The organism is Catellatospora tritici (assembly GCF_019083965.1).
Taxonomy (GTDB): domain Bacteria; phylum Actinomycetota; class Actinomycetes; order Mycobacteriales; family Micromonosporaceae; genus Catellatospora; species Catellatospora tritici.
The window spans coordinates 16,448-38,892 of sequence record NZ_JAHRCY010000022.1; the positions used below are offsets into that span (position 1 = coordinate 16,448).

Sequence of the window (22,445 nt, forward strand, 5' to 3'; positions counted from 1 at the left end):
ACGGCGGTGAGGTCGAAGTCTGCGCGGTCGTGGCGACGGCGCCGGAGCTGGTCGAGGCGGTCGACCGGCAGCGCCCCGGCCCGGTCATCACCGACATCCGGAGGCCGCACGCCACCGAGGACATCGAGGTCGCGCACGCGTTCCGCGCCCGCGTCCGCAATCGAGCAACCCATCAGCTCCATCTTCGCCAGGCTCGGCCAGCCCAACACCACCGCCGGGTCGCCGCAGTGCTGGCCTACCTCAGCTCATGAGGTTTCGGTGGACACCGACTTCAGGCGCTTGCGCTCGACAACGCTTGTCGCCGTGACCACGCTCAGCGGCGGAATGTCCTTCGCGACAACGGCGCCCGCGCCGACCACCGAACCCCGGCCGATTGTCACACCAGGGGCGACCGTGACCGCAGCACCGATCCAGACGTCATTTTCGATGACGATGGGCGCGTGTGTGATGAAGTCATAGCGTTCGTCGAGCTCGACTGGGTGCCCGGGCGTGCTCAGAGTCACTCTCGGACCGATCAGGACGCGGTCGCCGATGGTGATTCCCCCGTAGTCGAGGAAGAAGCACCCCTGATTGATGAACACGCGCTCTCCGAACGACGCGCCAAGCCCGTAGTCGCAATAGAACGGAGGCAGGATGGACAGAGAGTCCGCAACGGGTTTGCCGAAGATCTCGGTGAGCACCGCCCTGCGCGCGTCCAGGTCGTCAAACGGCAGTGCGTTGAGGCGCGAGGTGAGGCCCATGACGAGCTGTACGCGCTCCGCAAACGCTCGTGACTCGGGCGTGCCTGTTCGTAGGCGTTGCTCGTTGCGCACTGGCTATTCTGGCACGGCTTGCGTCACCGGTCTCCGAGTCAGCCGAGGGAAGCCATGCCGAAACCGATCAGGCAGGCCGCCGGCACGCGCGTGTCGGCGCAGGACGACGTGCCGCCGGCGCTCCTTCTCACCGGCCTGACCAAGACATTCGGCGACAAGATCGCGGTCGAGCAGGTCGACCTCACCGTCCCGGCGGGATCGTTCTTCGGCGTGGTCGGGCCCAACGGTGCCGGCAAGACGACGGCGTTGTCGATGGCGGTCGGGCTGCTGCGCCCCGACGCCGGCACCTCGGCGGTGTTCGGCGTCGACATGTGGTCCGACCCGGTACGGGCCAAGGCACTGATCGGCGTGCTGCCGGACAACCTCGCGCTGCCCGAGCGGCTGACCGGGCGGGAGCTGCTCACGTTTCTCGGCCAGCTCCGCGGTCTGGACCCGACCGTGATCACCGAGCGGACCCGCGAACTGCTCGCCATCATGGACCTGGAGCATGCCGAACGAACGCTGGTCGTCGACTACTCGACCGGCATGCGCAAGAAGATCGGCCTGGCGACCGCGCTGCTACACGCGCCCCGGCTACTGGTGCTCGACGAACCGTTCGAGGCGGTCGACCCGGTGTCGGCGGTGGCGTTGAAGGCGATCCTGGCGCGGTTCGTTGCCGACGGCGGCTCGGTGGTGCTGTCCAGCCATGTCATGGCGCTGGTCGAGCAGCTCTGCGACACGGTGGCCATCATGGTCAAGGGCAAGGTGGTGGCGACCGGTCCGCTCGACGAGGTCCGTGGCGGGGGCTCCCTCGAGGAGACCTTCGTCCGGCTGGCCGGCGGCGACGCCCGAGCCTCGGAAGGGCTGTCGTGGTTGGCGTCCTGATCCGGATGAAGCTGGCGATCATCCGCAACTCGATGACGGGCGGCCGGGCCGCCTTGATGATCACCGGCGGTGTGCTCGGCCTGTTGGCCGCCGCCACCACCGTCTGGCTCAGCCTGGTGGACCCGTCGGGGCCTGGCGTGGTCCCCGATCTGCTCGCCACGGCGTACCTGGTCTGGTTGCTCGGGTGGGTGGCCGGCCCGGTGTGGGGCGCCTCGTCGGTCCTGCGCGTCGAGCACTTCGCGCTGCTGCCGGCGCCGCGCCGGCAGTTGGCGGTCGGCCTGCTCGGCGCGGCGTTCGTCGGCGTCACCGCCGCGGTCACCGCCCTGGCGTTTCTCAGCCTTGTCGTGTACGGCATCCGCCAGGGCGTGCTGCCCGCGCTCGTCGCGGTGCCGGCGGCCGCGCTGCAACTGGTGGTGGTGGTCCTGCTGTCCCGCACATCGTTCAGCGTGTTCGGTCTGATCGCCCGGGGGCGCGTCGGTTCGGCGTTCACCGGGCTCCTGCTCGCGGCGTTCCTGGTACTCACCCAGTCCGGCTGGATCGTCGTCGTCGCGATCGCCTACTCGCAGGTGCTCGCCACCGGTTTCCCGTCGGGATACTCGACCGTTGTGCGGGCGATTCCGTCCGGATGGGGCGTGGCCGCCGTCGAGTTCGCCCGCGATGGACAGTGGTGGCGCGTGGTCGGTCTGCTGGTTGCCATGGTCGCGCTGATCGGCCTGCTGCTGCTCGGCTGGAGTCGCACGCTGGGGTCGTTCCGCCACGGCCGGGCAACGATCCGCGGCGGCAGCCACGCGCCGGTCGCCACTCGGCCCCTGCTCGCGGGGCGCACCACGGCCGTCGTCCGCAAGGAACTGCGCACCTGGTGGCGCGACCCGGCGCGGACCCAGATGCTGGCGATCGTGCTCGGATGGGCGTTGGGGACCGCGTCGCTGCCGCTGACCCTGGGCTGGACGGCGGCGCTTCCGTGGGCCGGTCCGGCCATCGCATTGATGGCGGCCACGGTGGCCTGCAACCTCTACGCCGAAGACGGAACCGCGCTGTGGTTGACCCTGCAGACCAGCACCGAACGGGAGGACCTGCGCGGCCGACAGTGGGCGTACCTGCTGGTGTTCGGGTCACTCACCGTCGCCGTCACGATCGGGTTCACGCTCTGGAGCGGGTACACCTGGGCCTGGCCGTGGGTGCTCGCACTGGTGCCCGCTCTGCTCGGTGGCGGCGTGGGCCTGGCCGTGTTCACCTCGGTCGTGGCGCTGACGCCCGGCCCGGACGCGCACAAACGGCCGGACAACCCGCTGGAGCAGGCCGAGACCCTGTGGCAGCCGCAGGTGTTGTTCTGGGTCGGCCTGCTGCCGCCCGTGCCGGCCGTCGTGATGGTCATCCTCGGCACCGTGTTCGACAACACCGCGCTGCGGTGGGCCGGTGGTCCGGTCGGGCTGGTCACGGGCGTCTTCCTGGGGTGGTGGTTGGGGCGGGTCGCGATCATCCGGTTGCGGGCCAAGGGCCCGGAGATGCTGTTCCTGATGCGCACCGGGCGTGCCGCGAAGACCGTCGCCGCGGCGGCGCCCACGGGCGACGTACCCAAGGTCAAGCTGTCCGGACGGGAGAGCCTTGTCGCGGTGCTTTCCTGGGTCCTCGGCCCACTCTGCCTCTTCCCGCAGGGCTTGGTGCCTGTGGTGATCCTGCTCGCCGGTGCCGATTTGAAGCTGTGGTTCCTGGCGCTGTACTTCCCGGATCCGCTGCGCTGGCCGGTGGCCGTTCTCATGGTGCTGCTCGGGATCCACCTGCTCCGTCGAGCGATCCGGCTCACCGGCAAGAGCATCCGGCGGGCTCCCGGCCGCTCGAGCGAACTGCCGTCGATCCGCGCCGACCAGGAGTTCGAGTAGGTCTGTCCCGTCGGCCCCGGACACGGCGACCTCGCCAACTGTGGCCCACCGAACGCCCTTCCCGCCGTCGGCGGTTGTGGCTGGGTTAATGGTGCCGGTCGTGGGCGAGCGTGTCGCGGCGAAGATTTCTCCGGGGCCGTGTCGATCCGCGCGCCACTCGTTCGACCTTAGGGTGCGAGAGCCGAGAGGCGGCCCCGCCGAGCGAGGAGAACGCGATGCCGAAGTACCTGCTGATCATGCGAGGCACCGACGAGTCGAATGCGGCCATGATGGCCGACATCGACGAGATGATGATTACGACCCGCCAGTTCATCGAGGAGACGGTCAAGGCCGGCGTGCTGCTCGCGGCGGAAGGTTTGGACGATCCGGGCCAGGGCGTGGTGGTCGACTTCAGCGGCGAGGTCCCGGTGGTCACGGACGGGCCCTACGGCGAGACCAAGGAACTGTTCGGGGGCTTCTTCATGCTCGAGGTCGCCTCGAAACAGGAGGCCGTCGAGTGGGCCAAGCGGGTCCCGACGGCCCCCGGGGCCAAGATCGAGATCCGGCGGGTGCCCGAGAGTGACGAGGTCCCGCAGGTCGGGTGATCGTCAAGGAGGGGGCCGGAGGCCTCCGGACTGTCCGACACCACGGCGTGCGCCCCGGTGAAGTCCGCGACCGGTGCCTACCTCGTGCACCAGAAGACGCTGGCCGCCGGCGCGGTGGTGGACGACGGCGAGCTGCTCCAGGTCGACGTGTCCAAGCCTCCGGCGGTGCTGGGCCCGGCGGTGGTCACCATCCGGTACTGACGAGCACGTCAATCTTTCCTACGCCACCTGGTACGCGGACCTACTCAACGCCTCCGCGGCGGTTCAGTAGCACGAGCAGGACCGCTCGGAGCCGCGTCCCCAAGGCTCATCGGCCGCTTGGCCCACGCCGGAGGCGACCCGCACACCCGGCCGGGATGAGGCGGTGCCGGGACCTGGGCGGCATCGGTCGTGCCGCATCGAGCCGTCGGGCAGCCTGCGGGTGGGGGCTCCTTCGCACCGCCGTACGCGGACGATGGAGCCCCTACCCGGCATGCCTATCCGTCCGTGCGCTGGAGGCTGCGCAGGCAGCCGGGCACCCGGTAGAGCAACGTGTCGAAGACCTTTGGCATGACCACGACGTTCGACGCCGCGCCGGCCGACCTCAGCCGCAGCGACGTCCCGTCACTCCAGATGAGGTCGCCGCCGCGGTAACACAGCGCCTGCGGCAACTTCGCGCCCGCGCCGACGAGATCGACCCGGCGTAGCAGCCGGCCGTCGGCCAGCGAGAACTCGATCACCCCGGTCTTCGTCGGCGGGCTGCCGTCCGGACCGTGCCGGAAGAACTGGACGCTGCCGACGCCATCGGCAGCCGCGTCCAGCGCCACCACGAACCCGCTGCCCGGACCGGCCGGATTCCGCATGAACACCAGATCCTCGCCCTCTCCGAGGTATGGCGCCGCGTCGACCGACAGCAACCGCGCCGCTCCCGTCGCCGGATCCACTACCTGCAGTGGAACACGGGTGGTAGTCCTGCTGTCGAGGATGCGCAGCAGTTCGCCGGTGTCCAGCACGGCGGTGGCGGTGACGGTCGTGGCCGCGTCGACCTCCCGAACCGACCACGCGCTCAGCGAAACGAGGCGACCCGGACCCGTTGGGGTCTGGACGAACAGCCAGCCGCCCGAGGGCGCCCATCCGACCCATGTCGCCTGCGGGAGGAGGTGCTCCTGCGTACCGGTCAGATCCCGCACCACGACCTCTTGCTGCGTCATCGTGGCCAGCCAGCGGCCGTCCGGGGACAGGCTGGCCTGTCCATCCGGTGGGGAGTCCTGACGCCACCAGGCACCGTCGGCCGTGACCAGGTAGACAGGCCCCGGATCCGACCCTCTCGTCAGCGCCACACCGCGGCCGACGCCACGATCGCGCGGCAGCGGCTGGGCACTCGCCCGACGATCGGGCAGTTGCCCCGGCAGCGGCAGCAGCGACGGCGACGGCGACGCTGACGGCGAACTCGGTGGCAGCAGAGGACGGGAGTCGGGCCTGCCCGGTCCGAGCAAAACCAGCCCCACCAGCACCGGGACCAGGACCAAACCGGCCACGCCCGCGACGCGGGCCGTCCGATGGCGCTTGGCCGCCGTCACTGCCCGGGTCGGGTTCGCGTACTGGCCGGCCTGTTCGGCGTACAGGGGCAGTGCCTCCCGCAGCCGTACGAGGGCGTCGTGGGTGTTCCGCTTGACCGAGCCGACCGAGCAGCCCAGAGCCGACGCGGTGGCGGCTTCGGACAGGTCCTCGTAGAAACGCAGCACCACCGTCGCCCGCTGACGGGGCGTCAGGCGGTCGAGCGCACGGCCGAGCGCGATCCGGTCGACTGCCCGCTGCTCCTGGTCGCCGCCGGGCCGGTCGGGCACCTCCGCGACCGGGCGGGCCGGACGGCGACGCCACCACGAGATCTGCTCATTGATCATGATGCGCCGCACGTACGCCTCCGGCTGGCCGCCGTCGCGGATCTGCCGCCACCGCGCGGCTGCCTTCGCCAGCGCCGTCTGCACCAGATCCTCCGCCGCGTGGTGCTCACCGGTCAGCAGGAACGCGGTTCGCGACAGCGCACCGCCGCGCGCGACCACGAACTCGTGAAACCCGTCGTACCTGTTCACCCTTCACCTCCACCACCAATACGCGACAGTCTCGCGGAAGGTTGGGGTGCGGCACCTCGGCGGCATCACCGTGCACTGCGGGTCGGCGTGTTCGGCCACCTGCTCGTCGGCCCGCTGGGCAAGGTCGTGAACCTCGAGCCGCGTTGCGGTGTGCGGCCGCGATTCTCCGTCAGGCTGCCGCGAACCGGCCCAGCACGACGCGGTGGCACGGCCGGGCAGCCGGTCCGAGCGAGCCGAAATACTCACCTCCTGATCCCCAACCCGGGCAGGCCCTACCGCGTGTGGGGGGCGGAGGTAATCGATGGACAGGTACGACGGGTTTCACGAGTTCGTGGTCGCACGCGGCGGTGCGCTGTCGCGCACCGCGTTTCTGCTGGCAGGCGAGCACCACACGGCGGAGGATCTGGTGCAGACGGCACTGGCCAAGGCAGCCGCGCGGTGGCGACACATCGTGGCCCACGGCGAGCCCGAGGCATACATACGCCGGATCATGGTCAATGAGCGGATCACCTGGTGGCGCCGCCGCCCGGCCCGGCCCGTCGCCCACGTGCCCGAACGGGCGGGCCCGGACGAACCGCACCACATCGTGGAGCGGATCGCCCTGGGGCAGGCGCTGGACACGCTGACCCCGCGCCAACGAGCGGTCGTGGTGCTGCGCTTCTACGAGGACTTGTCCGAGGCCGAGACCGCGGCGGCCCTGGGCTGCTCGATCGGCACCGTCAAGAGCCAGACCCACGTGGCGCTGAACCACCTGCGGCGCGCTCTGCCGCTGTATGCCGAGCAGGCGGGCCAGTACGCCGACGCCGACGCGGCGATGGCCGCGGCCCGCAAGCGCCGGGTGCGCTGGGTGGCGGCCACCGCGACGCTGGTCGTGCTACCGGTGGTGATCGCCGTGACGGTGTTCACGACCCGGCAGCCGTCGCCGCCGCCGACCACACCGGCCCCACCCTCACCGACGGCGAGCCTACTGCGCACCGCACCAGGGGCGCCCCCGCTGCCCGAAGCACTCCCCTCGGCCGGACAGACACTGCCCAGCCTGCCCGCCGACCGCGGGGTCGGGCGGGTTTCGCTGCTGCGGGCGCAGCGTTTCGCCGACGGCGGCACGAATCTGCAGCTCGCCACCGCGGCAGGCTGGTACGGCATGCGGATCGCGGCGGAGTCCCCGGACCTGCTCCTGTCACCCGACGGCCGCTGGCTGGCGTGGACCGGCGCCGATCATCGCACGGTGCTGCGGGACCTGACGGGCACGACACAGCGGTCGCTGCCCGCCTTTCCCATCGCGTTCGCGCCGGCCGGCGAGTGGGCCGTGATCAGCGGTTCCCCAGGGTCTCACCAGGTGCTGTCGCTGTCGGACTTCACCTCATCGCAGTTCGACACCCCTGGCAGGTGGACCGACGTCCACGGCGTGCTCGACACCGGTGAGGTTGTGCTCGGCGACGGTTGGGAGCCCGGTCCGCAGCAGTTCGGCCTGACCGTGCTGGACCCGCGTACCGGCCGGTCGCACAAGGTACGGGTCGACCTCACCTCGGCGCTGCGCGCAAAACAGGACGTACGCGACTTCAACGCGCGTCCCAAGGTCGTGCCGATCAGCGACCACACTGCGGCGGTGCTGGCCTACGGGCAGGAGGAAGGCGTCGCTCTGGTCGAATTCTCCCTGCTCGACGGGACAGTCCTGCGGCACGTCGAGCTGGCCGCGCAGGCCCCGTCCACGACCGCCGTCCCGGTCGCCTGCCTGCGGGGCCGCGACCAGATCTGGTACGACCGAGGCGTACTGCGCCGCACGGGTCCCGGCGGCGACGCCGGAGCGCTCACCCTGCGACACGACGGGTTCGGCACGTTCCTCGGCGGTTGCCGACGTGAGGTGCCGTACCCGGAGTGAGGCCGACCGCCGGGCGGTGGCGCCGTCCGGGTGGCCGGCCGCTGGTCCCGCGACCTGCGGCCGGCCACCCATGACCAGCCACCGCGCGCACGACGGCACGCGGGTATGTCGCGGTTGTCACGCCTCGCTTGCCTCAGCCTCCGCCAGGCGCCTGATGTGGGCTGCGCGCTGCTTCAGCAGCCGTCGCAGGTATGGCACGAGCAGAAGCCGGGTCACAACCACGCCAAGCGGGCCCAGGGGCACCTTGATGGTCATGCGGTCGATCATCCGGGTACCCGAGCCATGAAGATCCTGAAAGTGGTGTTCGTGACGGAGAGCACGGAAGGGACCATCGATCTGCTCGTCGACAAACCGGTGGGGACGTTCGTAGACCGTGATCCGGCTGGTCATTTGCCAGCGCAGACCGAAATGGCGGGCACGAAAGGTAACCTCGTCTCCGAGCGCGAGTCGGCGTCGGCCGGTGCTGGTCGTGGCCGTCTCTTGGCTACCGCGTATGGACGCGGCATGCACGTCCACATCGAGTTCCAGGTCGAACACCACGCGCGGAGCTGCGTCGATATCGGACACGATTTCGATCACCTCAGGCATGGCAGCAGCGTAGATGAGCCCGATCCGCTGGCCGACTCGCGCAGTGAACGCGCGGACGCAGTATGCCATCTGGACGACGGACGATAGGGTCCGTCGCCCCATGTCAGCGGCCTGATCGGCACGCCGCGTCGCCGCCTCACCCTTTCGCGCCGATCGCGCCGACGGCGGACATCTCAGCGGGCGGACCCAGTCGGCCGAGCCGGGCAGGGAATGGTTCAACGGCAAAGTCGATGACGTGCGGATACCAGGGCGTGCTGAGCCAGACGGCGATCCTCGCGCTCCACCGGCAGCAGTAGGGTCCGCAGGAACAGGCACAGGCCCGCCCGACGATGCGGGCGGGCCTGATGACCATCATCCGTTCCGGGAGGCGATCAGCCGATCCGGGCGGCGACGGTGGTGCTGAAACCGGAGCCGACCTGCACAGCCGTTCCGATGGTGCCGGCACCGGTGCCGGGGAACATGTACAGGTTGCCGGCGGAGTTGACGCCGACCACGTCGGGCTTGCCGTCCTCGTTGAGGTCGAAGACGGTGAGCCTGCTGTAGCCCGCGAACGAGCCGACAGCGGTGGGGGTGCCGAGCATCGACAGGCCGGTGCCGCCGGTGTGACGCATCAACGTCATGTTCCCGGACGGGTCGACTGCGAGGATGTCGCCCTTGCCGTCGCTGTCGAAGTCCGCGCCGAAGATCCGCCAGTTGGTATAACCGCTGGTCTTGATGGTTTTGGCGCAGCACCCGTTGGGGTAGTAGATCATTTCACCAGTACTGGCGCGGATGCTGTAGTGGTCCAGCTGCGGGTTGCTGTCACCGTTGCCGGTGGTGTGGTAGAAGGTCCCCCAGCCGACTCCGATCGTGGATCGGGTGCTGGTGCTCAGCGAACTGTTGGTGTTCGGGTAGAGGTAGAGGTTGCCCGAGGTCGGGTCGACGGTGATGAGGTCGGTCCAGCCGTCGCGGTTCCAGTCGCCGACGTCCCAGCGGAGGCTGGCCCAACCGGCCCCGATCTTCACCCGCGTGCCGAACAGCGACGTGCCGATGTTGCCCGTCGACGGGTACATCCACAGGTCGCCGGCGGAGTCACTGGTGATCAGGTCGGGATGGCCGTCGTTGTTGAAATCGTGCGGGCGCGGGTTCGGGTTCGCCAGCGACTTGATCTGCGCCGAGGTGAGGACACCCTGGTAGATCTGGACATCGTCGACGCCGCCGTTGAAGTAGGAGATCTCGCCGTTGGCGAAGCGCTCCCGGCCGAGCAGCACGGTGCCGCCCGCGTTCCAGCCGACGGTGACGCTGCCGGTCTGCGCGACCTGGTTGCCGTTGACAAACAGCGTCAGGGTGTGCGCGTCGGCGTCGTACTGCCCGACCACGTGCTGCCAGTTGACGGTGCTGACATACCCCATGCCCGAGACCGCCCGTTGCGCGGCGGGGGTGCCGACCGCGTCGACGATCTGGTTGGTGATCGCCCAGCCCGAGCCGGGCACGAACTGCAGCAGCGCGCCGCAGTTGGTCACCCCGGCCTGGCAGACGATCGACTGGTAGCCCGTGGTGGTGCTGGGCTTCACCCAGGCCGCGACGGTGTACGACTGGTCCGTGCGCAGCGCCGACGAACTGGTCGTGGCCTTGCTGGTGGTGCCGTTGAAGCTCAGCGAACCCCCGTCCTCGGCGTTGTGGCCGACGGCGGTGAACGTCGCGCCTCCGGAGAGGGTGGCGAAGTTCTGGTTGGCGGTGGAGTCGTTGGCGACGGTGCCGGTTCGCTCACCGAGCTCCCAGTCGGCGACCAGCACGGCGCCGCGGCTGATCCCCGGGTTGACGATGGTCGCCTTGAAGTTGGTGTCGTTGAGGTAGAAGTGCGCCTCCACGTTGGAACCCCAGGTGTTCCACAGGTCGGCATTGCCGTCCACGTCGATGTCCGCACCCATGATCACCGGCGCGTTGCTGGCCGGGAATCCGCTCGCCGAGATCGGGAATTGGGTGCTGGCGGCCGCGCCCGCCACGATGCCCGGCGCGTCGGTGACCGGTTCCAGCGCCGTGCCCTGCCAGCGGTCGAGCGCGCCGCTGCTGTCGGTGCGGGCGAAGAACGCCGGGCACCCGGTCGGACACGTCGTGGCCGACAGGGTCTTGCCCGACCAGCCGGAGCTGATCAGGGTGGGCGTGTCGACATTGCCGACCGAGAGGCCGCTCGGCGGATAGAGGTACAGGTTGTCGCCGGCGACGACGTAGAAGTCGGTCAGGTACGGCGCTCCCAGCTCGACGCCGTCGTACTGGTTGTCCGGTGCCGCGATCACCTGGCCGACGGTCTGGTAGTTCGAACTCTGGTCGTCGGTGTTGGGCAGGTTGAGCGGAACGACCCGGTTGGCGTCGGTGACGTCGAACGGGGTGCCGTCACCGGTACCCAGGACGATCTGCGTATTGCTGCCGGACAGGTTGGCGTTGGGGAACCGGACCAGGATGTCCTGCGCGCCGTCGCCGTTGAAGTCGCCCGGGGACACGGTCGTTCCGGTCCAGGAGGCCGGACCGCCGGTCGTGCCGGCGAACCCGGTGCCGTAGCCGCCGACCTGGATACCCACCGAGGACACATGCCCGGCGTTGTCCGTGCCCGGGTAGAGCCACAGGCCGGTGTGCGTACTGTCGCCGACCAGCAGCACGTCGGGCTGTCCGTCGCCGGTGAAGTCACCGTACGGGTTCGGCGTGGCGCGCGGATCGGCGGTGAAGGAGTACGGGAAGACGGCACTGGTGTTGTTCGCCGCGTCGATGGCGTACACGTAGAGGATGTTGGGTCCGACCCGGTTGACGTTCAGCTGGATCGACGCCGTCCCGCCGCTCGCGGAAACCTTGCCCCAGCCGCTCTGCGGCACCAGTGGACCGGTGGCGGTCACCGGCGGGCTGACGTTCACGCCCCACACGTACGCAACCGGGGTCGACCCGCCGCTGGAGGTGAAATTGAACGTCCCGGTCTCCCCCGCGCGCCCGCTGGTGCCCGACGGCGGGAAGTCCGCCGAGGTCACGGAGGGTGCGCCGGGCGCGGCCTTGAGCACGCCGAACTGGCAGGTGGGAGTCGATGGGCTCGTATCCAGCCCATCGGTCGTCGCGACGCTCCAGGTGTAGGTGTGTCCGTCAACGAAGAACGATGCGGGCTCGGACACCGTGGCGGTCGAGCCGCTGCTGACCGTCTGCGTCACGGTGGTCACCACATCCGGCTCAGCGGTGGTGTCGGTGATCGTGAACGTCGTGGACAGCGGGTTGTTGGTCCCGTCGGGGTCGGTCACCTTCGCGTTGAAGGTCACCGCGGTGTTGCCGACGAAGCTGTTGGCCGATGCCGAGCACTGGGTGGCCGGCTGGGTCAGGTAGCTGGTCGGCGTCGCCGGGACGGAGTTGTACGTGATGGCCAGGGTCGGGTTGTTCTCGAACTTGCGCCAGGCGTCACGGTTCGACTCGGTCTCGTTGTACATACCCAGCACGACGTAGGACCAGCGCCCTGCCGCCGCCGAAACGATCTCGCCCTTCACGTCGAACTCCACCGGCACCGGCAGCTCCGAGCCGTCGGACCGCCAGTTGCCCGGCGTCTCCTTCGAGACGATGAGGGCACCCTTCGCCGGCTGGTTGTCCCAGTCCGTCCCGGAGTTGATCGCCGTGGAGGAGTTGCTGATGTGATGGATCTTGACGTCGAACGCGGCGTTGGTCGCCGACCAGACCATCTTGGTCTGCAGGATGGCGCTGTTGACCCGCTGGTTCCAGATCTGGCTCGGCACGGCGAACTTGAAGAACGAGCGGCCGATGAAGTTCGGTGACTCCCAGGCCTGGTAGCCCACGCGCGCCCAGTCGGTGCTGTTGTAGTAGGACGAGCCGTGGTAGTAGCTGTTCACGTAGGTCCAGGCGCTCTTGCCCTTGGCCACCGACGCCCAGGTCGGGTCGAGGTAGAGCGGGTAGCGGACCTTGCCGCCGGTCAGCGCCGCGGCCGGCGGCGTCAATGTGATCGCCTGCTGGTCCGCGGTGACCGCCATCCGGTCCACCTTCGCCGCCACACCGGGGCCGCGGACGCTGGAGGCCGCCGGTGCGACGCCGCGGGCCACGGCGTGGTTCGCTTCGGCGAGCGCGGTGGTCGTCAGGTCCGAGGTCGCGGTCGAGTCCCACATCACCGGCGTCGGGGCCACGAACCGGACGGCTCCTGATGCGTCGGTGGCGGTGAGGTTGCCCGAGCCGTCGGCGGTCAGCCGCACGCCCTTGGCGCTGACCGGCAACCGCAGGCGGGACACCCGCGCCGCGGCGGCGGCATCGTGGATCACCAGCACGTGGGAGAAACCGCCGCTGGTGTTGGCGGTCACGGCGAGGTCGACACCCGGGCTCACGTCGTGGTAGGTCGCGGTGGCTCCGGATACCGTCGGTGCCGGAAGGGGACCGGGCCAGCACAGAGCCAGGCTGGTGCCCTCGCTCGTCATCGTCGCCAGGGCAGCGTCTCCACCCCCGGAGAGGGTGAGCTCGCCGGAGGTCGCCGTCGGACTCCACGTGCCGTCGGCGTTGTGGCGCAGTGCGGCGTCCAGGCCGGTCCAGACACCGTTGCGCTGCACCCGCACCGGGCGGGTGTTGAGTTCGAGGGTCGCCGTTCCGTTGGGGTTGACGAGAGTGCGGCTGGTCTCGGTGGTCAGTCCGACGACCTCTGCCGGTCGGCCCGTGGTACGCGCCCGCGCCGCCGCGGTCGACACGGCCGTCGGCCGGACGGCCGGGCCTGCCTCACGCACCGGCACCGCCGGCGGTGGTGCGGCCTGCGCCGGTGCGGCGCTGATTACGCCGATCGCCGGTACCAGGAATGACATGACGGCTGAGAGCCTTCGAACGGCGCGTCTGCCGGTATGTGTTGGTCGTCTCATGACAGCTCCTCCATTTCGGAACCTTTCGGTCACCGAGCACTTTCGAGCGTCACGAGGTTGCGCAGCAACGATGTCACCAACACACTGTGTGATATCGATCGATTTCACACAGTGGTTCGATCAAACTGTGCCTTGCCCCCGTGTCTCTGCGAGGCGAGACGATATGGCAACCGTCGCCGCCGCGCCATCCCTGGTGGACAAACAACGCCAATCAGTCACCACCACGGCGACAGGAAAACCCGCCCCGGTCGGATGGTGCGCACCGGAGACGCGCTCGACCAGATTGTCGGCGTCGCCATCACCCTGACCACCGTGGTGATCGCCCCTGGAGTCGCGATCGTGGCTTTCGGGCTAGCCTGATATCTCGGGCACGCCATCGCATGCTGAGGGGACCCTCTTGTCAACGGCGTCGGAGCCACCGGATTCGCGACTGGACGCAGGTTACTGGCGCACTTCGCCGGACGTGGCAAAACACTGTCGCGACCTTCTCGCAGGCCGCCGCGTGGGCAAGCTGTTGGACGCCGGAGGCGGCTCCGGAGCCCTCGCCGCATATGTGCGGCGCCACCTGGATCCGGAAAGTATCACGGTGGTGGACGTCGATGCGGCAGCACTGGCCGAGACCCCTGCCGGTATGCATACCAGGCTGAGTCGCATCGAGGATCTGTCCGACGCGGACGGCCGGTTCGACACCATCCTGGCCCGGCAGGTCCTGCACTATGTGGCCTCTGCCGTCGACGCGCTCACGCTGTTGCGAAAGCTGCTCCTACCAGGGGGTGTCATCTACGTCGGACAGATCGTCGCACCTGACCAGAGCGCCGCACGTTGGCTGGCGGAAAGGGCCTCCTGGGCTTCGCCCACCCGGCACAGCGTGTTCACGACCGACGCCCTGCTTTCGCTATTCGCCCACGCCGGACTGGGCCTTGAGCGAGCCGTGATCGCACCGCACTGGCAGAGGCTCAAACCCACCGCACAAGCCATTGGTGCGACGACGCACGCAGGCGACAATGGGGCCATGGCGATGCATGCCGAAGACGATGTGATCCACGTCAGGGTCCTGTGGCTCCATTGCCTTCTGGTCGCCGACGAAACGGCGCGACCGGGCGGCATGCCGCGGCAAGCGGCGGTGTGACATGAGACGCGGCGTGTTCGTCAACTACCGAGTCGGAGATCGACACAACGAGGCCGCGTTCATAGCGGACGGACTCGCCAGACAGTTCGGGCCGAGTGCGGTCTTCTTCGCCAGCAGATCGCTGCAACCGGGCGGACCATTCGCACCGGGGCTGCTCGAGGGCGTTCATCAGGCCTCCGTGCTGCTGGCCGTGATCGGTCCGCAGTGGCTGACGGTCACGTCCGCCGACGGCCGAAGGCGCATCGACGACCCCGACGACTGGGTTCGCCGCGAGATCGCCGAGGCGCTCGCCCAAGGCATACCGGTGATTCCGGTCCTGATCGGCGACCGCACGCTGCTCACCATGCCGCCGGCCGAGAGCCTGCCCGACGACATCGCCGGCCTGTCCGCCCGCCAGTACATTCGGTTGCACTACCAGGATCTGCAGCTCGACCGCGTGGTCGAGAAGTTGATCGAGGTATGCCCGGACCTGGCCACCGACGAACTGTTCGTGCCGCCGCAGCAGCTGCCGTCCAGGTACAGTCCGAGCACCTTGCTCCGCGCCGAACACTCCGTCGTGCCCTTCCATGGGCGGGAGAAGGAACTGCTCGAGGTGACCGAGTGGTGTGCGGGTCCGGCCACGGTCGCGGCCCGTCTGATCACCGGCCCCGGCGGGCAGGGCAAGACCCGCATGGCGCAGCAGGCCTGCGCACTCATGAGGGAGCAGCGGTGGCCGGCCGGGTTCCTGGCCGAGCAGGCAGACCCCGCCGCGCTGCGCCGCTTGCGCAGCGGGGCCGGCCCGCTCCTGCTCGTGGTCGACTACGCCGAAGCGCGGCTCGAGCAGCTCATCACCGTCGCGCAGGCCGTCCGCGGGCGGCCGTCGGTCAGGATGCTCCTGCTCGCCCGAGCACCCGGGGACTGGCAGCGGCGGCTCACGGAACACTCCGACGACCAGGTCTCCGAGCTGTTCCGGGCGATGACTCATCATCGGCTGGCCCCGCTCGCGCAGACCGCGGCGCAGCGCGATGCCGAGTACCGTCGGGCGATCATCGCTTTCGGGCTTCAGCTGGGCCGGCCGACCGACGAGTTGATCACGGTCCCGCTGCGGGAGACAGTGCCCGAGCATGTGCTCGACGTACACGCCGAGGCCCTCTCCGCCGTCCTTGACGCGGCGGAGTCCGCGTCGCCGTCGGATCGCTCCGCCGATCCGCTGACGCGCGTGCTGGATCACGAACGCCGCTACTGGAGGCGGACCCTGCCCGGATTCGGCGTCTCGCTGGACGATGACGAGGATCTCGTCGACGCGGTCGTCGGCGTCGGCACCCTGTTCGCTCCCGCCACGGAGGACGAGGCGGCAGGCATGATCAGGGCGACCGGTGTGTTCGCGGCGGCCGACCGCAGGTCGGTCCGGCGCCTGGCGCGGTGGGCGGCGAGCCTCTATCCCGGCGGCGGGTGGCTCAACCCGCTGCGCCCGGACCGGCTGGGCGAGGATCATGTCGCCATGCTCGCCCGGACGCAGGCGGCCGCGATTCAGGATCCCTTCGGCCTGGCCAGCGACGAGCAGATGATCCACGCCCTCACCGTCCTGGGCCGAGCCGCTTCCAGGCACCTGGACCTGGCCTCGACCATCACGGAGATCTTCCGCCGTGATTCGGAACGCAGGCTGGGCTGCGGGCTGCGGGTCGCCCCCATCGTCGACGATCCGCGGGTGCTGACCGCAGCGATGGTCGACGTCCTGGGCGCCGTGGGCGATCAGCAGGTGGTGGATCGGATCCTCGGCGACATCCCGGGCAGGAGCCTGGCCCTGACCGATCTCGCGGTGCTCACCACGTCACTGACCTTGGACAACGCCGACCAGCACGCGGTGATCAACCCGGTTCGGGCCGCTCACCTGCTGCTGCTGCACTCTGTTCGCCTCGCGGCGGCCGGCCGGTTGCGGGAGTCCCTCGACGCGACAAAGCGCGCTGTCGAGCTGTTCCGACCGCTGGCCGCCGCGAACCCCGGCGACCGGCCGAACCTGGCGCGGGCGCTGCGCGCGCTCGCCAGACGCCTGTCCGCGAACGGGCAGCACTCCCAGGCCCTGCTGGCGGTCGATGAGGCGGCCTACATCACCCGCGAACTGGCGCAGCACGATCCCGAGAGCTACCTGCCCGACCTCGGCGACACCCTGTACGTATCCTCGGAGATGCTGAGCTGGTCGGGTCAGCCGAGCAGGGCACTCGACGCCGCGCGCGAGTCGCTGGAGATCTTCCGCCGGTTGGCGGACAGGCACACGGGTGTATACAGCAACGACGTCGCGATGTCGTTGCTGCTCACCGGCAACCGATACAGCGAACTCGGCCGCCACCAGGACCATCTGCTGGCCGCCCGGCAGGCACACGAGATCCTTCAAGCGCTCAGTGACCGGTCGCCGGACATGCACCTTCCGGACTACGCCTCCGCGCTGCTGAGCCTCGCCCGGGCGTTGCGGGACACCGGACTGCGGGTCGAGGCACTGGAACAGGCCGAGGAGTCGGCGAGCATCCTCCGGACAATGACCGGCCGCTACCCGCAGAGCTACAGTTCCGACCTCGTCTCGGCGCTGTCGACCCAGTCGGCTCTGCTGACCTCGGTGGGCGAGCACCAACAGGCCGCCGCTGTGCTGACCGAAGCCGTCACGATCAGCCGGAAGCTCGCCGCGAACTCCCCGGAGAGCCAGCTGGCGCCGCTCGCCACGATCTTGACGAGCCGTTCGCATGCCCACGGCCGGATCGGGCGCCCCGCCGACGGCCTGGCCGACAGTGACGAGGCCACCACGATCGCGCGAGACCTCGTCGCCGCGCAGCCGTCGGCACACCGCCGACTCCTGGCCGACGCGCTGCTCAGCCGTGGGAATCGGCTGGGAGAGCTGTCCGAGGAGGACGCCGCGCTTTCGGCCACCGAGGAGGTGGTGGAGATCTACCGCGCGCTGGCTGCACAGGAGAGCGACGCGTACGCGGCCGACCTGGGACGAGCCTTGAACAATCTCGCCGTACGGCTGGGTGCGGTCGGCCGCGACCCGGAAGCCCTCCAGGTGCTCGCGGAGGTCGTCACGATCCGCCGGGCGCTGGTGGACCGCAGCCGCGACGCCAACCTCGGCGAACTCGCCTCGGCCCTCAACAACCTGGCCATACAGCTGGACAAGAATGGCAGTGCCGCCGAGAGCCTGCGGGCGATCAAGGAGGCGGTCGAGCTGCTGAGCGAGCTGGCCGCACGGTTTCCCAGCGCCTATGAGCTCGATCTGGCCACGACGTCCAGCCTGTTGGGCACCCGGTTGACGGAGCTCGGGCACGCCGAGGCCGGTGTCGTGGCGACCGGGGTGGGGGTCAACATCCTGCGCCGCCTGTCGGCTCAGGAGCCCGACCTCCATCGCGCGGACCTGGCGCTGGCGCTGAACAACCTGGCCCATGCCCTCAACGGCGTGGACCGGTTCGACGAGGCCGCGGTGATCGGCGGCGAGGCGGTCGCGTTGCGCCGGCAGCTGTGCGCCGAAGACCGGCAGGGCAACCTCATCGGGCTGACCACGTCGCTGCACAACCTGGCGATCGCGCTCGGCGGCGCCGGGCGGGCGGTCGAGGCGGTCGAGGCGAGTCGTGAGGCGCTGGCCATACGGCGGGAGCTCGCCGCGAGCAGGCCACAGCGGCACCTGTCGGCCTTGGCCCTGTCCCTGGTGAACCACGTTCTGCAATGGAAATCCGGGCGAGGTCGGCTCGACGAGCCGGAGGCGGCTGCCGCGGCCGAGGAGGCGGTCGGTGTGCTCCAGCCGCTGTTCGAGCAGCAGCCCGCCGGGTACCGCCTGCTCTACGCCTACGCATTGGCGCTGCACGGGCAGGCGCTGGCCTGCGCCGGGAACCTCGAGCGGGCGGCGTGGGCGATAGCCGAGATGCACGGACTCGACCTCGACGGCGACGGTGCCCAGGCCATGGCCTGGGCCGACGAGGCGCTCGACCTGATGAATGACCTCGACCCGCAACGTGCGGCGGCGGCGTGGCTCGCCGAGACCGGGCAGGAGTGGCCGCGCCGCTGACGGGGTTGCCGACGGTCCTTGTCGCGTATGGCGGCAACGGTGACCAGCGGCAGGCCATCCCCAAGTCTTGATGCCGCAGTATGGACCAGACGCCGCCATCGCCGGAGGGCCTGGGCATCGGCACCCCGTCATGCCACGACGATGGAACGTGACCGACGGCGGGTGCGTCGAGCGGCCACTCCAGCACTGCGTGGAGGTCATCCCCGGTGGAGCGAAGATGCGCTGCGAGATGTCCCACTTGGTTTTGTCCGAAATTCCGCTGGTATGGTGGATCAGGTGGCTCACTGTGACGGATGCGGTCCAGGCGGGTAGCTCAGGTATCCACTCCCGTGCGGGCGCATCAGGATCGAGCAGGCCCTGCAGCACAAGCATCCCGATGCAGGCGGCTGCCATCTGCTTCCCGACAGAGCAGACGCATACGACGCTGTCGACCGTCAGCTCACGCTCACGATGACCTTGCCGAGGGCGTGTCCCTCGCCCACCCAGGCCAATGCCTGGGGCACCTCGTCGAGGGTGAAGGTGCGGTCGATGCGGATGCTGAGATCCCCCGCTACGCAGAGCCCGGCGACCGGTTCGAAGTGCGTCGGCCCTTCCTTGACGGCGAGCACGCCCAGTCGGCGGTGCGTGAGCCGGCCGAGCAGCGAGCCGATCGTCAGCACACGCAGCAGCGCTCGTACCGATCCGCCGACGCATCGGTAACGGCCGCCGGGGGCCAGTGCCCGGCGGTAGGCGAACACCGACCGATGCGCGACCAGATCGAGGATGAGATCGTACGGGCCACTGCGGGTGAAGTCCTCGCTGCGGTAGTCGATCACCTTGTCCGCGCCGACCGACCGCATGAAGCCCAGCTTGTCCGCGTTGTCGACGCCGGTCACCTCAGCGCCGAGTCGCTTGGCCAGCTGAATCGCGAACGAACCCGAACCTCCGCCGGCACCGTTGATCAGGACCCGTTGCCCGGCCGTGGCGCCGTCGGTGCCCTGCCGCGCGATGACGCCCGCCTGCGGAATCGCCGACGCCTCGGCGAAGGTCAACGCCGAGGGCTTGTGGGCCAGCGCCGATTCGGGGGCGATCGCGTACTCGGCGAAGCCGCCCTTGAACATGAGGTTGTCGCCGTACACCTCGTCACCGGGCCGGAACCGGGTGACGGCCGGGCCGACCGCATCGACCCAACCCGCGATGTCCGAGCCGAGTATCCGGCGCGCCGGGAAGCGCAGTCCACCGATCCGCGAATACAGCGGCGAGCCGCGTAGGGTCTCCCAATCGCTGAGGTTGACCGAGGTCGCCGCGACTTTGACGAGCACCTGCCCGGCGCCCGGAGATGGCTTGGGAACATTCTCGATCCGCAGCACGTCCGGCGGCCCATAACGGTCGTACACGACCGCTCTCATCGGCATACCCCACCCTCCAGGACCCCAGCGGCCTCCCGTCATCATTAGCACGCCGGTACAAGCGGTCGACCGACGAGTGGAGACGATCGCCACAACTCCGCGTCGCAGTGAACCCGGCCGGACTCTGGCAAGGCCTTCGACCGTCGTGACAGGAACGCCATGAGTTGACGGCTGCCGAGTCGCGGCGGATCATCATCGCGCACGAGAGTGGGGAGCCGATGTGGACCGCTTGGAGCGCCTGCTGACGCCCGTGTTCGACGGGTACGACCGGTGGCGCGACCGGACCCAGCACTGGATCGACGAGACGGCGGGCAAGCCGATCAGGGCGTGGATCGCCCCGATACTGCTGGCGTTCGCCGCCACCGGCGCCCTCGTCGGCCTGCTCCGGCTGCTGCTGGCCGCGACGGACGGGTTCGGCCCGTTCGGCCGGTGGGCGGTCGCCGGGTTCATCGGCACGGTCGCCGTGGTCATGCTGCTCGTCGTCACCCGCAACGTGGTCGTCTCGCTGGCGGACCCGAGTCAGCGGCGCCTGCTGCTGATCGCGCTCATCACCTCGGGCGCGGGCATCCTGGCCAGCGTTCAGGCTGTGGTCGCGCTCACGATCGCCCTGTCAGACAGCCCGCCGCCGCTGTGGACCATCGAGCGGTTCTACCTGTGGCGGCTGGTCGGCTCGGTGCCGCTGCTCGACATCCCGGCCCGGCTGGAGTGGACCGAGCCCCCGGTCCTGCCCGGACTCGCGGGCCACGTGCTCGAACTCGCGTTCACCCTCGTCGTCATTCCGCCTTTGGTGCGCGTCGGCATCGCCCTGTACGGCCATGCCGAGGACCGCGCCCGGGAGCGCAACTACTCCGAGGCGCTGGCCCACCGGTTCCGGGCCCGCAAGTTCTGGACCAGCCTGTCGGACCCGCGCCTCACCACGATCGCGGCCGGTGCCGGGGCCGGATGGAGCCTGGTGGAGCTCTACCTCCACACGTCCACCCGGGTCCTGTCCCTGACGACGCTGGCGGGTGTCGCGGCGGCGGCGGCCCTTGCCGTCGCGGCCGCGCTCGCGGTGCGCTGGATGTACGACGTCCTGAGCGAGCAGGCCGCCCTTATCACCCTGGCCTGCGCCGCCTTGCTGGTCTGGTTCGACAGCCCGGCACGGCGGTTCATGCTGCCGTCGGTCGGCCCGCTCGGGGCATGGGCGAAAATCGGCGTCACCCTGGCCGCGTGGCTGGTGCTGCTGCTGGTCGTGCTGGTCCTCCTGTGGTCGGATCCGGAGTTCCTCGAGGCCCTGGTCGCGCTCACACTGGTGATCGGCTTCCTGGGCGCCGACGCCCCGGCCACCCTGTGGCTGCACCACCACCTCACGTGGCGACCGTGGGGGCTGCCCTTCGACCAGCTGCTCGCCACCGCGGGCGGCTGGTTCACCGTCGCCTTCCTGGTGCACCTGCTCTGGGCGGTGATCAGGCGGCAGCCCATCCTGGGCCGCGCCGACTACGGCGACACGGCCAGTGGGCTGCGCCGGGATTTGCGGGCGTACGTCCTACGCGCGGTGCACCTCGTGATCGCGGCGGGTGCGGCACTGACGCTGCTGCGGTCGGCCCACGCGGCCGCCGTGTCCGCCCCGGCGGCGGGCCCGTGGACGGAGGCCTCGCAGTCGCTGACCGCCGCGGCGTGGCACGTCGTGGACTCGCTGCCCGGCCCCGACGTCACGGTCATCCTCGACTGGCGACTGACCGCCGACGTCACCGGCCGCTGGGCGGGGCTGGTGGTCATCCTGGCCGTCGGCGCGACCGTGCTGCTGGTGGCGCTGCCGCTGGTGCGTACCGTCGCGTTGTGGGCCCGCCTGACCGCGGGCCGCCCGCGCAGCAGCGACGCGCTGGCCTCGGTTCCCGGCGCCATCGCCGACGACCTCGCCGCCGTGGTCGACTTTTTGGAAGGCGCCGCCGCGAGCGGCGAGCCGGGGTTCGCGCTGGTCCCCCGCGCCCGGCCGGTGCCGTTCGGCAGCCGGGTCGAGCTGGTCAGCCCGACCAGCGCGCCGGGGCGGCGGCTGGTGCAGGCCGAGCTGAACATGGCCGCGCTGGTGCGGCTGTTCGGCCACGAGTCCGCGTGGTACCAGGCAGCGGACCAGGCATTCGCGGCGACCGCCCGCGCGTTCGGTGCCCACGGCCAACCGGCGGTGCCGCACTCCGACGCGGGTCACCGGCAGGACACCGTCGCCACCGCCCGCGCCCGGGTCGACGAGTACACCGCGCTGATCGCGGGCTGGCGGGCCGCCGGACAGGCGGGCACGTCCGGCGGCGACCCAGCGGTCGTTCCGGCAGTCGCCGAAGGCCGGTAAGGATGCCTGGGTTGGCACTCCGGGCCCGCCGACCAGACGTTGCGTT

Annotated in this window: 13 protein-coding genes and 2 pseudogenes; 9 read left to right on the plus strand and 6 right to left on the minus strand. The window is 70.0% G+C overall.

Annotation, left to right across the window (positions count from 1 at the left end):
• Positions 1–29 precede the first annotated feature (29 nt).
• On the plus strand, positions 30–251 hold the full coding sequence (locus KUA19_RS33985) for a hypothetical protein (protein WP_217402819.1): 222 nt from the start codon (positions 30–32) through the stop codon (positions 249–251).
• Here KUA19_RS33985 and KUA19_RS33990 read toward each other — a convergent pair.
• A complete protein-coding gene (locus KUA19_RS33990) occupies positions 246–812 on the minus strand; it encodes a sugar O-acetyltransferase (protein WP_308167809.1) in 567 nt (188 codons plus the stop codon). The two genes, KUA19_RS33985 and KUA19_RS33990, sit on opposite strands and share 6 nt — an antisense overlap.
• Positions 813–866: 54 nt before the next feature.
• Here KUA19_RS33990 and KUA19_RS33995 point away from each other — a divergent pair, with 54 nt between their 5' ends.
• The 4 genes from KUA19_RS33995 to KUA19_RS34010 all read left to right on the plus strand — a co-directional run bounded on the left by KUA19_RS33995 (position 867) and on the right by KUA19_RS34010 (position 4,341).
• Positions 867–1,676 (plus strand): ABC transporter ATP-binding protein, encoded by an 810-nt coding sequence (locus tag KUA19_RS33995; protein ID WP_217402820.1) that lies wholly within the window; start codon positions 867–869, stop codon positions 1,674–1,676.
• The gene (locus KUA19_RS34000; protein ID WP_217402822.1) at positions 1,661–3,556 is read left to right on the plus strand and encodes a hypothetical protein; all 1,896 of its coding nucleotides are present in this window, start codon (positions 1,661–1,663) and stop codon (positions 3,554–3,556) included. The genes KUA19_RS33995 and KUA19_RS34000 overlap by 16 nt, the downstream gene beginning before the upstream one ends.
• Positions 3,557–3,771: 215 nt before the next feature.
• Positions 3,772–4,140: a YciI family protein gene (locus KUA19_RS34005; protein WP_217402825.1), complete on the plus strand. Its 369-nt coding sequence runs from the start codon at positions 3,772–3,774 to the stop codon at positions 4,138–4,140.
• Positions 4,141–4,197: 57 nt separating this feature from the next.
• Positions 4,198–4,341, plus strand: a complete 144-nt coding sequence (locus KUA19_RS34010; RefSeq protein WP_217402826.1) for a hypothetical protein — start codon at positions 4,198–4,200, stop codon at positions 4,339–4,341.
• A 1,412-nt stretch (positions 4,342–5,753) separates the two neighbouring features.
• Here the strand turns inward: KUA19_RS34010 and KUA19_RS43390 are convergent.
• Positions 5,754–6,212 (minus strand): annotated as a pseudogene (locus KUA19_RS43390) (SigE family RNA polymerase sigma factor); the annotation flags it as partial.
• Positions 6,213–6,513: 301 nt separating this feature from the next.
• Here KUA19_RS43390 and KUA19_RS34020 point away from each other — a divergent pair.
• A complete protein-coding gene (locus tag KUA19_RS34020) occupies positions 6,514–8,091 on the plus strand; it encodes a SigE family RNA polymerase sigma factor (protein WP_217402831.1) in 1,578 nt (525 codons plus the stop codon).
• Between the two features lie 117 nt (positions 8,092–8,208).
• On the opposite strand, the gene KUA19_RS34025 is transcribed toward KUA19_RS34020, so the two are convergent.
• The gene (locus KUA19_RS34025; RefSeq protein ID WP_217402832.1) at positions 8,209–8,679 is read right to left on the minus strand and encodes an SRPBCC family protein; all 471 of its coding nucleotides are present in this window, start codon (positions 8,677–8,679) and stop codon (positions 8,209–8,211) included.
• 371 nt (positions 8,680–9,050) lie between these two features.
• Positions 9,051–13,481, minus strand: a complete 4,431-nt coding sequence (locus KUA19_RS34030) for an FG-GAP-like repeat-containing protein (RefSeq protein ID WP_217402835.1) — start codon at positions 13,479–13,481, stop codon at positions 9,051–9,053.
• A 517-nt stretch (positions 13,482–13,998) separates the two neighbouring features.
• On the opposite strand from KUA19_RS34030, the gene KUA19_RS34035 reads away from it, so the two are divergent.
• On the plus strand, positions 13,999–14,664 hold the full coding sequence (locus KUA19_RS34035; RefSeq protein ID WP_308167813.1) for a methyltransferase domain-containing protein: 666 nt from the start codon (positions 13,999–14,001) through the stop codon (positions 14,662–14,664).
• 1 nt (position 14,665) lies between these two features.
• A complete protein-coding gene (locus KUA19_RS34040; RefSeq protein WP_217402837.1) occupies positions 14,666–18,688 on the plus strand; it encodes a toll/interleukin-1 receptor domain-containing protein in 4,023 nt (1,340 codons plus the stop codon).
• Positions 18,689–18,985: 297 nt separating this feature from the next.
• On the opposite strand, the pseudogene KUA19_RS45075 reads toward KUA19_RS34040, so the two are convergent.
• Positions 18,986–19,081, minus strand: a pseudogene (locus KUA19_RS45075) (hypothetical protein); the annotation flags it as partial.
• 41 nt (positions 19,082–19,122) lie between these two features.
• Positions 19,123–20,076: an NAD(P)-dependent alcohol dehydrogenase gene (locus tag KUA19_RS34050; RefSeq protein ID WP_217402838.1), complete on the minus strand. Its 954-nt coding sequence runs from the start codon at positions 20,074–20,076 to the stop codon at positions 19,123–19,125.
• 220 nt (positions 20,077–20,296) lie between these two features.
• On the opposite strand from KUA19_RS34050, the gene KUA19_RS34055 reads away from it, so the two are divergent.
• Positions 20,297–22,399, plus strand: a complete 2,103-nt coding sequence (locus KUA19_RS34055) for a hypothetical protein (RefSeq protein ID WP_217402840.1) — start codon at positions 20,297–20,299, stop codon at positions 22,397–22,399.
• Positions 22,400–22,445: the final 46 nt, after the last annotated feature.

Coding starts and splice junctions, on each gene's coding strand:
- KUA19_RS34020 (WP_217402831.1), top strand. CDS start 6,514: ATGGACAGGTACGACGGGTTTCACGAGTTCGTGGTCGCACGCGGCGGT.
- KUA19_RS34040 (WP_217402837.1), top strand. CDS start 14,666: ATGAGACGCGGCGTGTTCGTCAACTACCGAGTCGGAGATCGACACAAC.
- KUA19_RS34025 (WP_217402832.1), bottom strand. CDS start 8,679: ATGCCTGAGGTGATCGAAATCGTGTCCGATATCGACGCAGCTCCGCGC.
- KUA19_RS34030 (WP_217402835.1), bottom strand. CDS start 13,481: ATGTCATTCCTGGTACCGGCGATCGGCGTAATCAGCGCCGCACCGGCG.
- KUA19_RS34050 (WP_217402838.1), bottom strand. CDS start 20,076: ATGAGAGCGGTCGTGTACGACCGTTATGGGCCGCCGGACGTGCTGCGG.
- KUA19_RS34005 (WP_217402825.1), top strand. CDS start 3,772: ATGCCGAAGTACCTGCTGATCATGCGAGGCACCGACGAGTCGAATGCG.
- KUA19_RS33995 (WP_217402820.1), top strand. CDS start 867: ATGCCGAAACCGATCAGGCAGGCCGCCGGCACGCGCGTGTCGGCGCAG.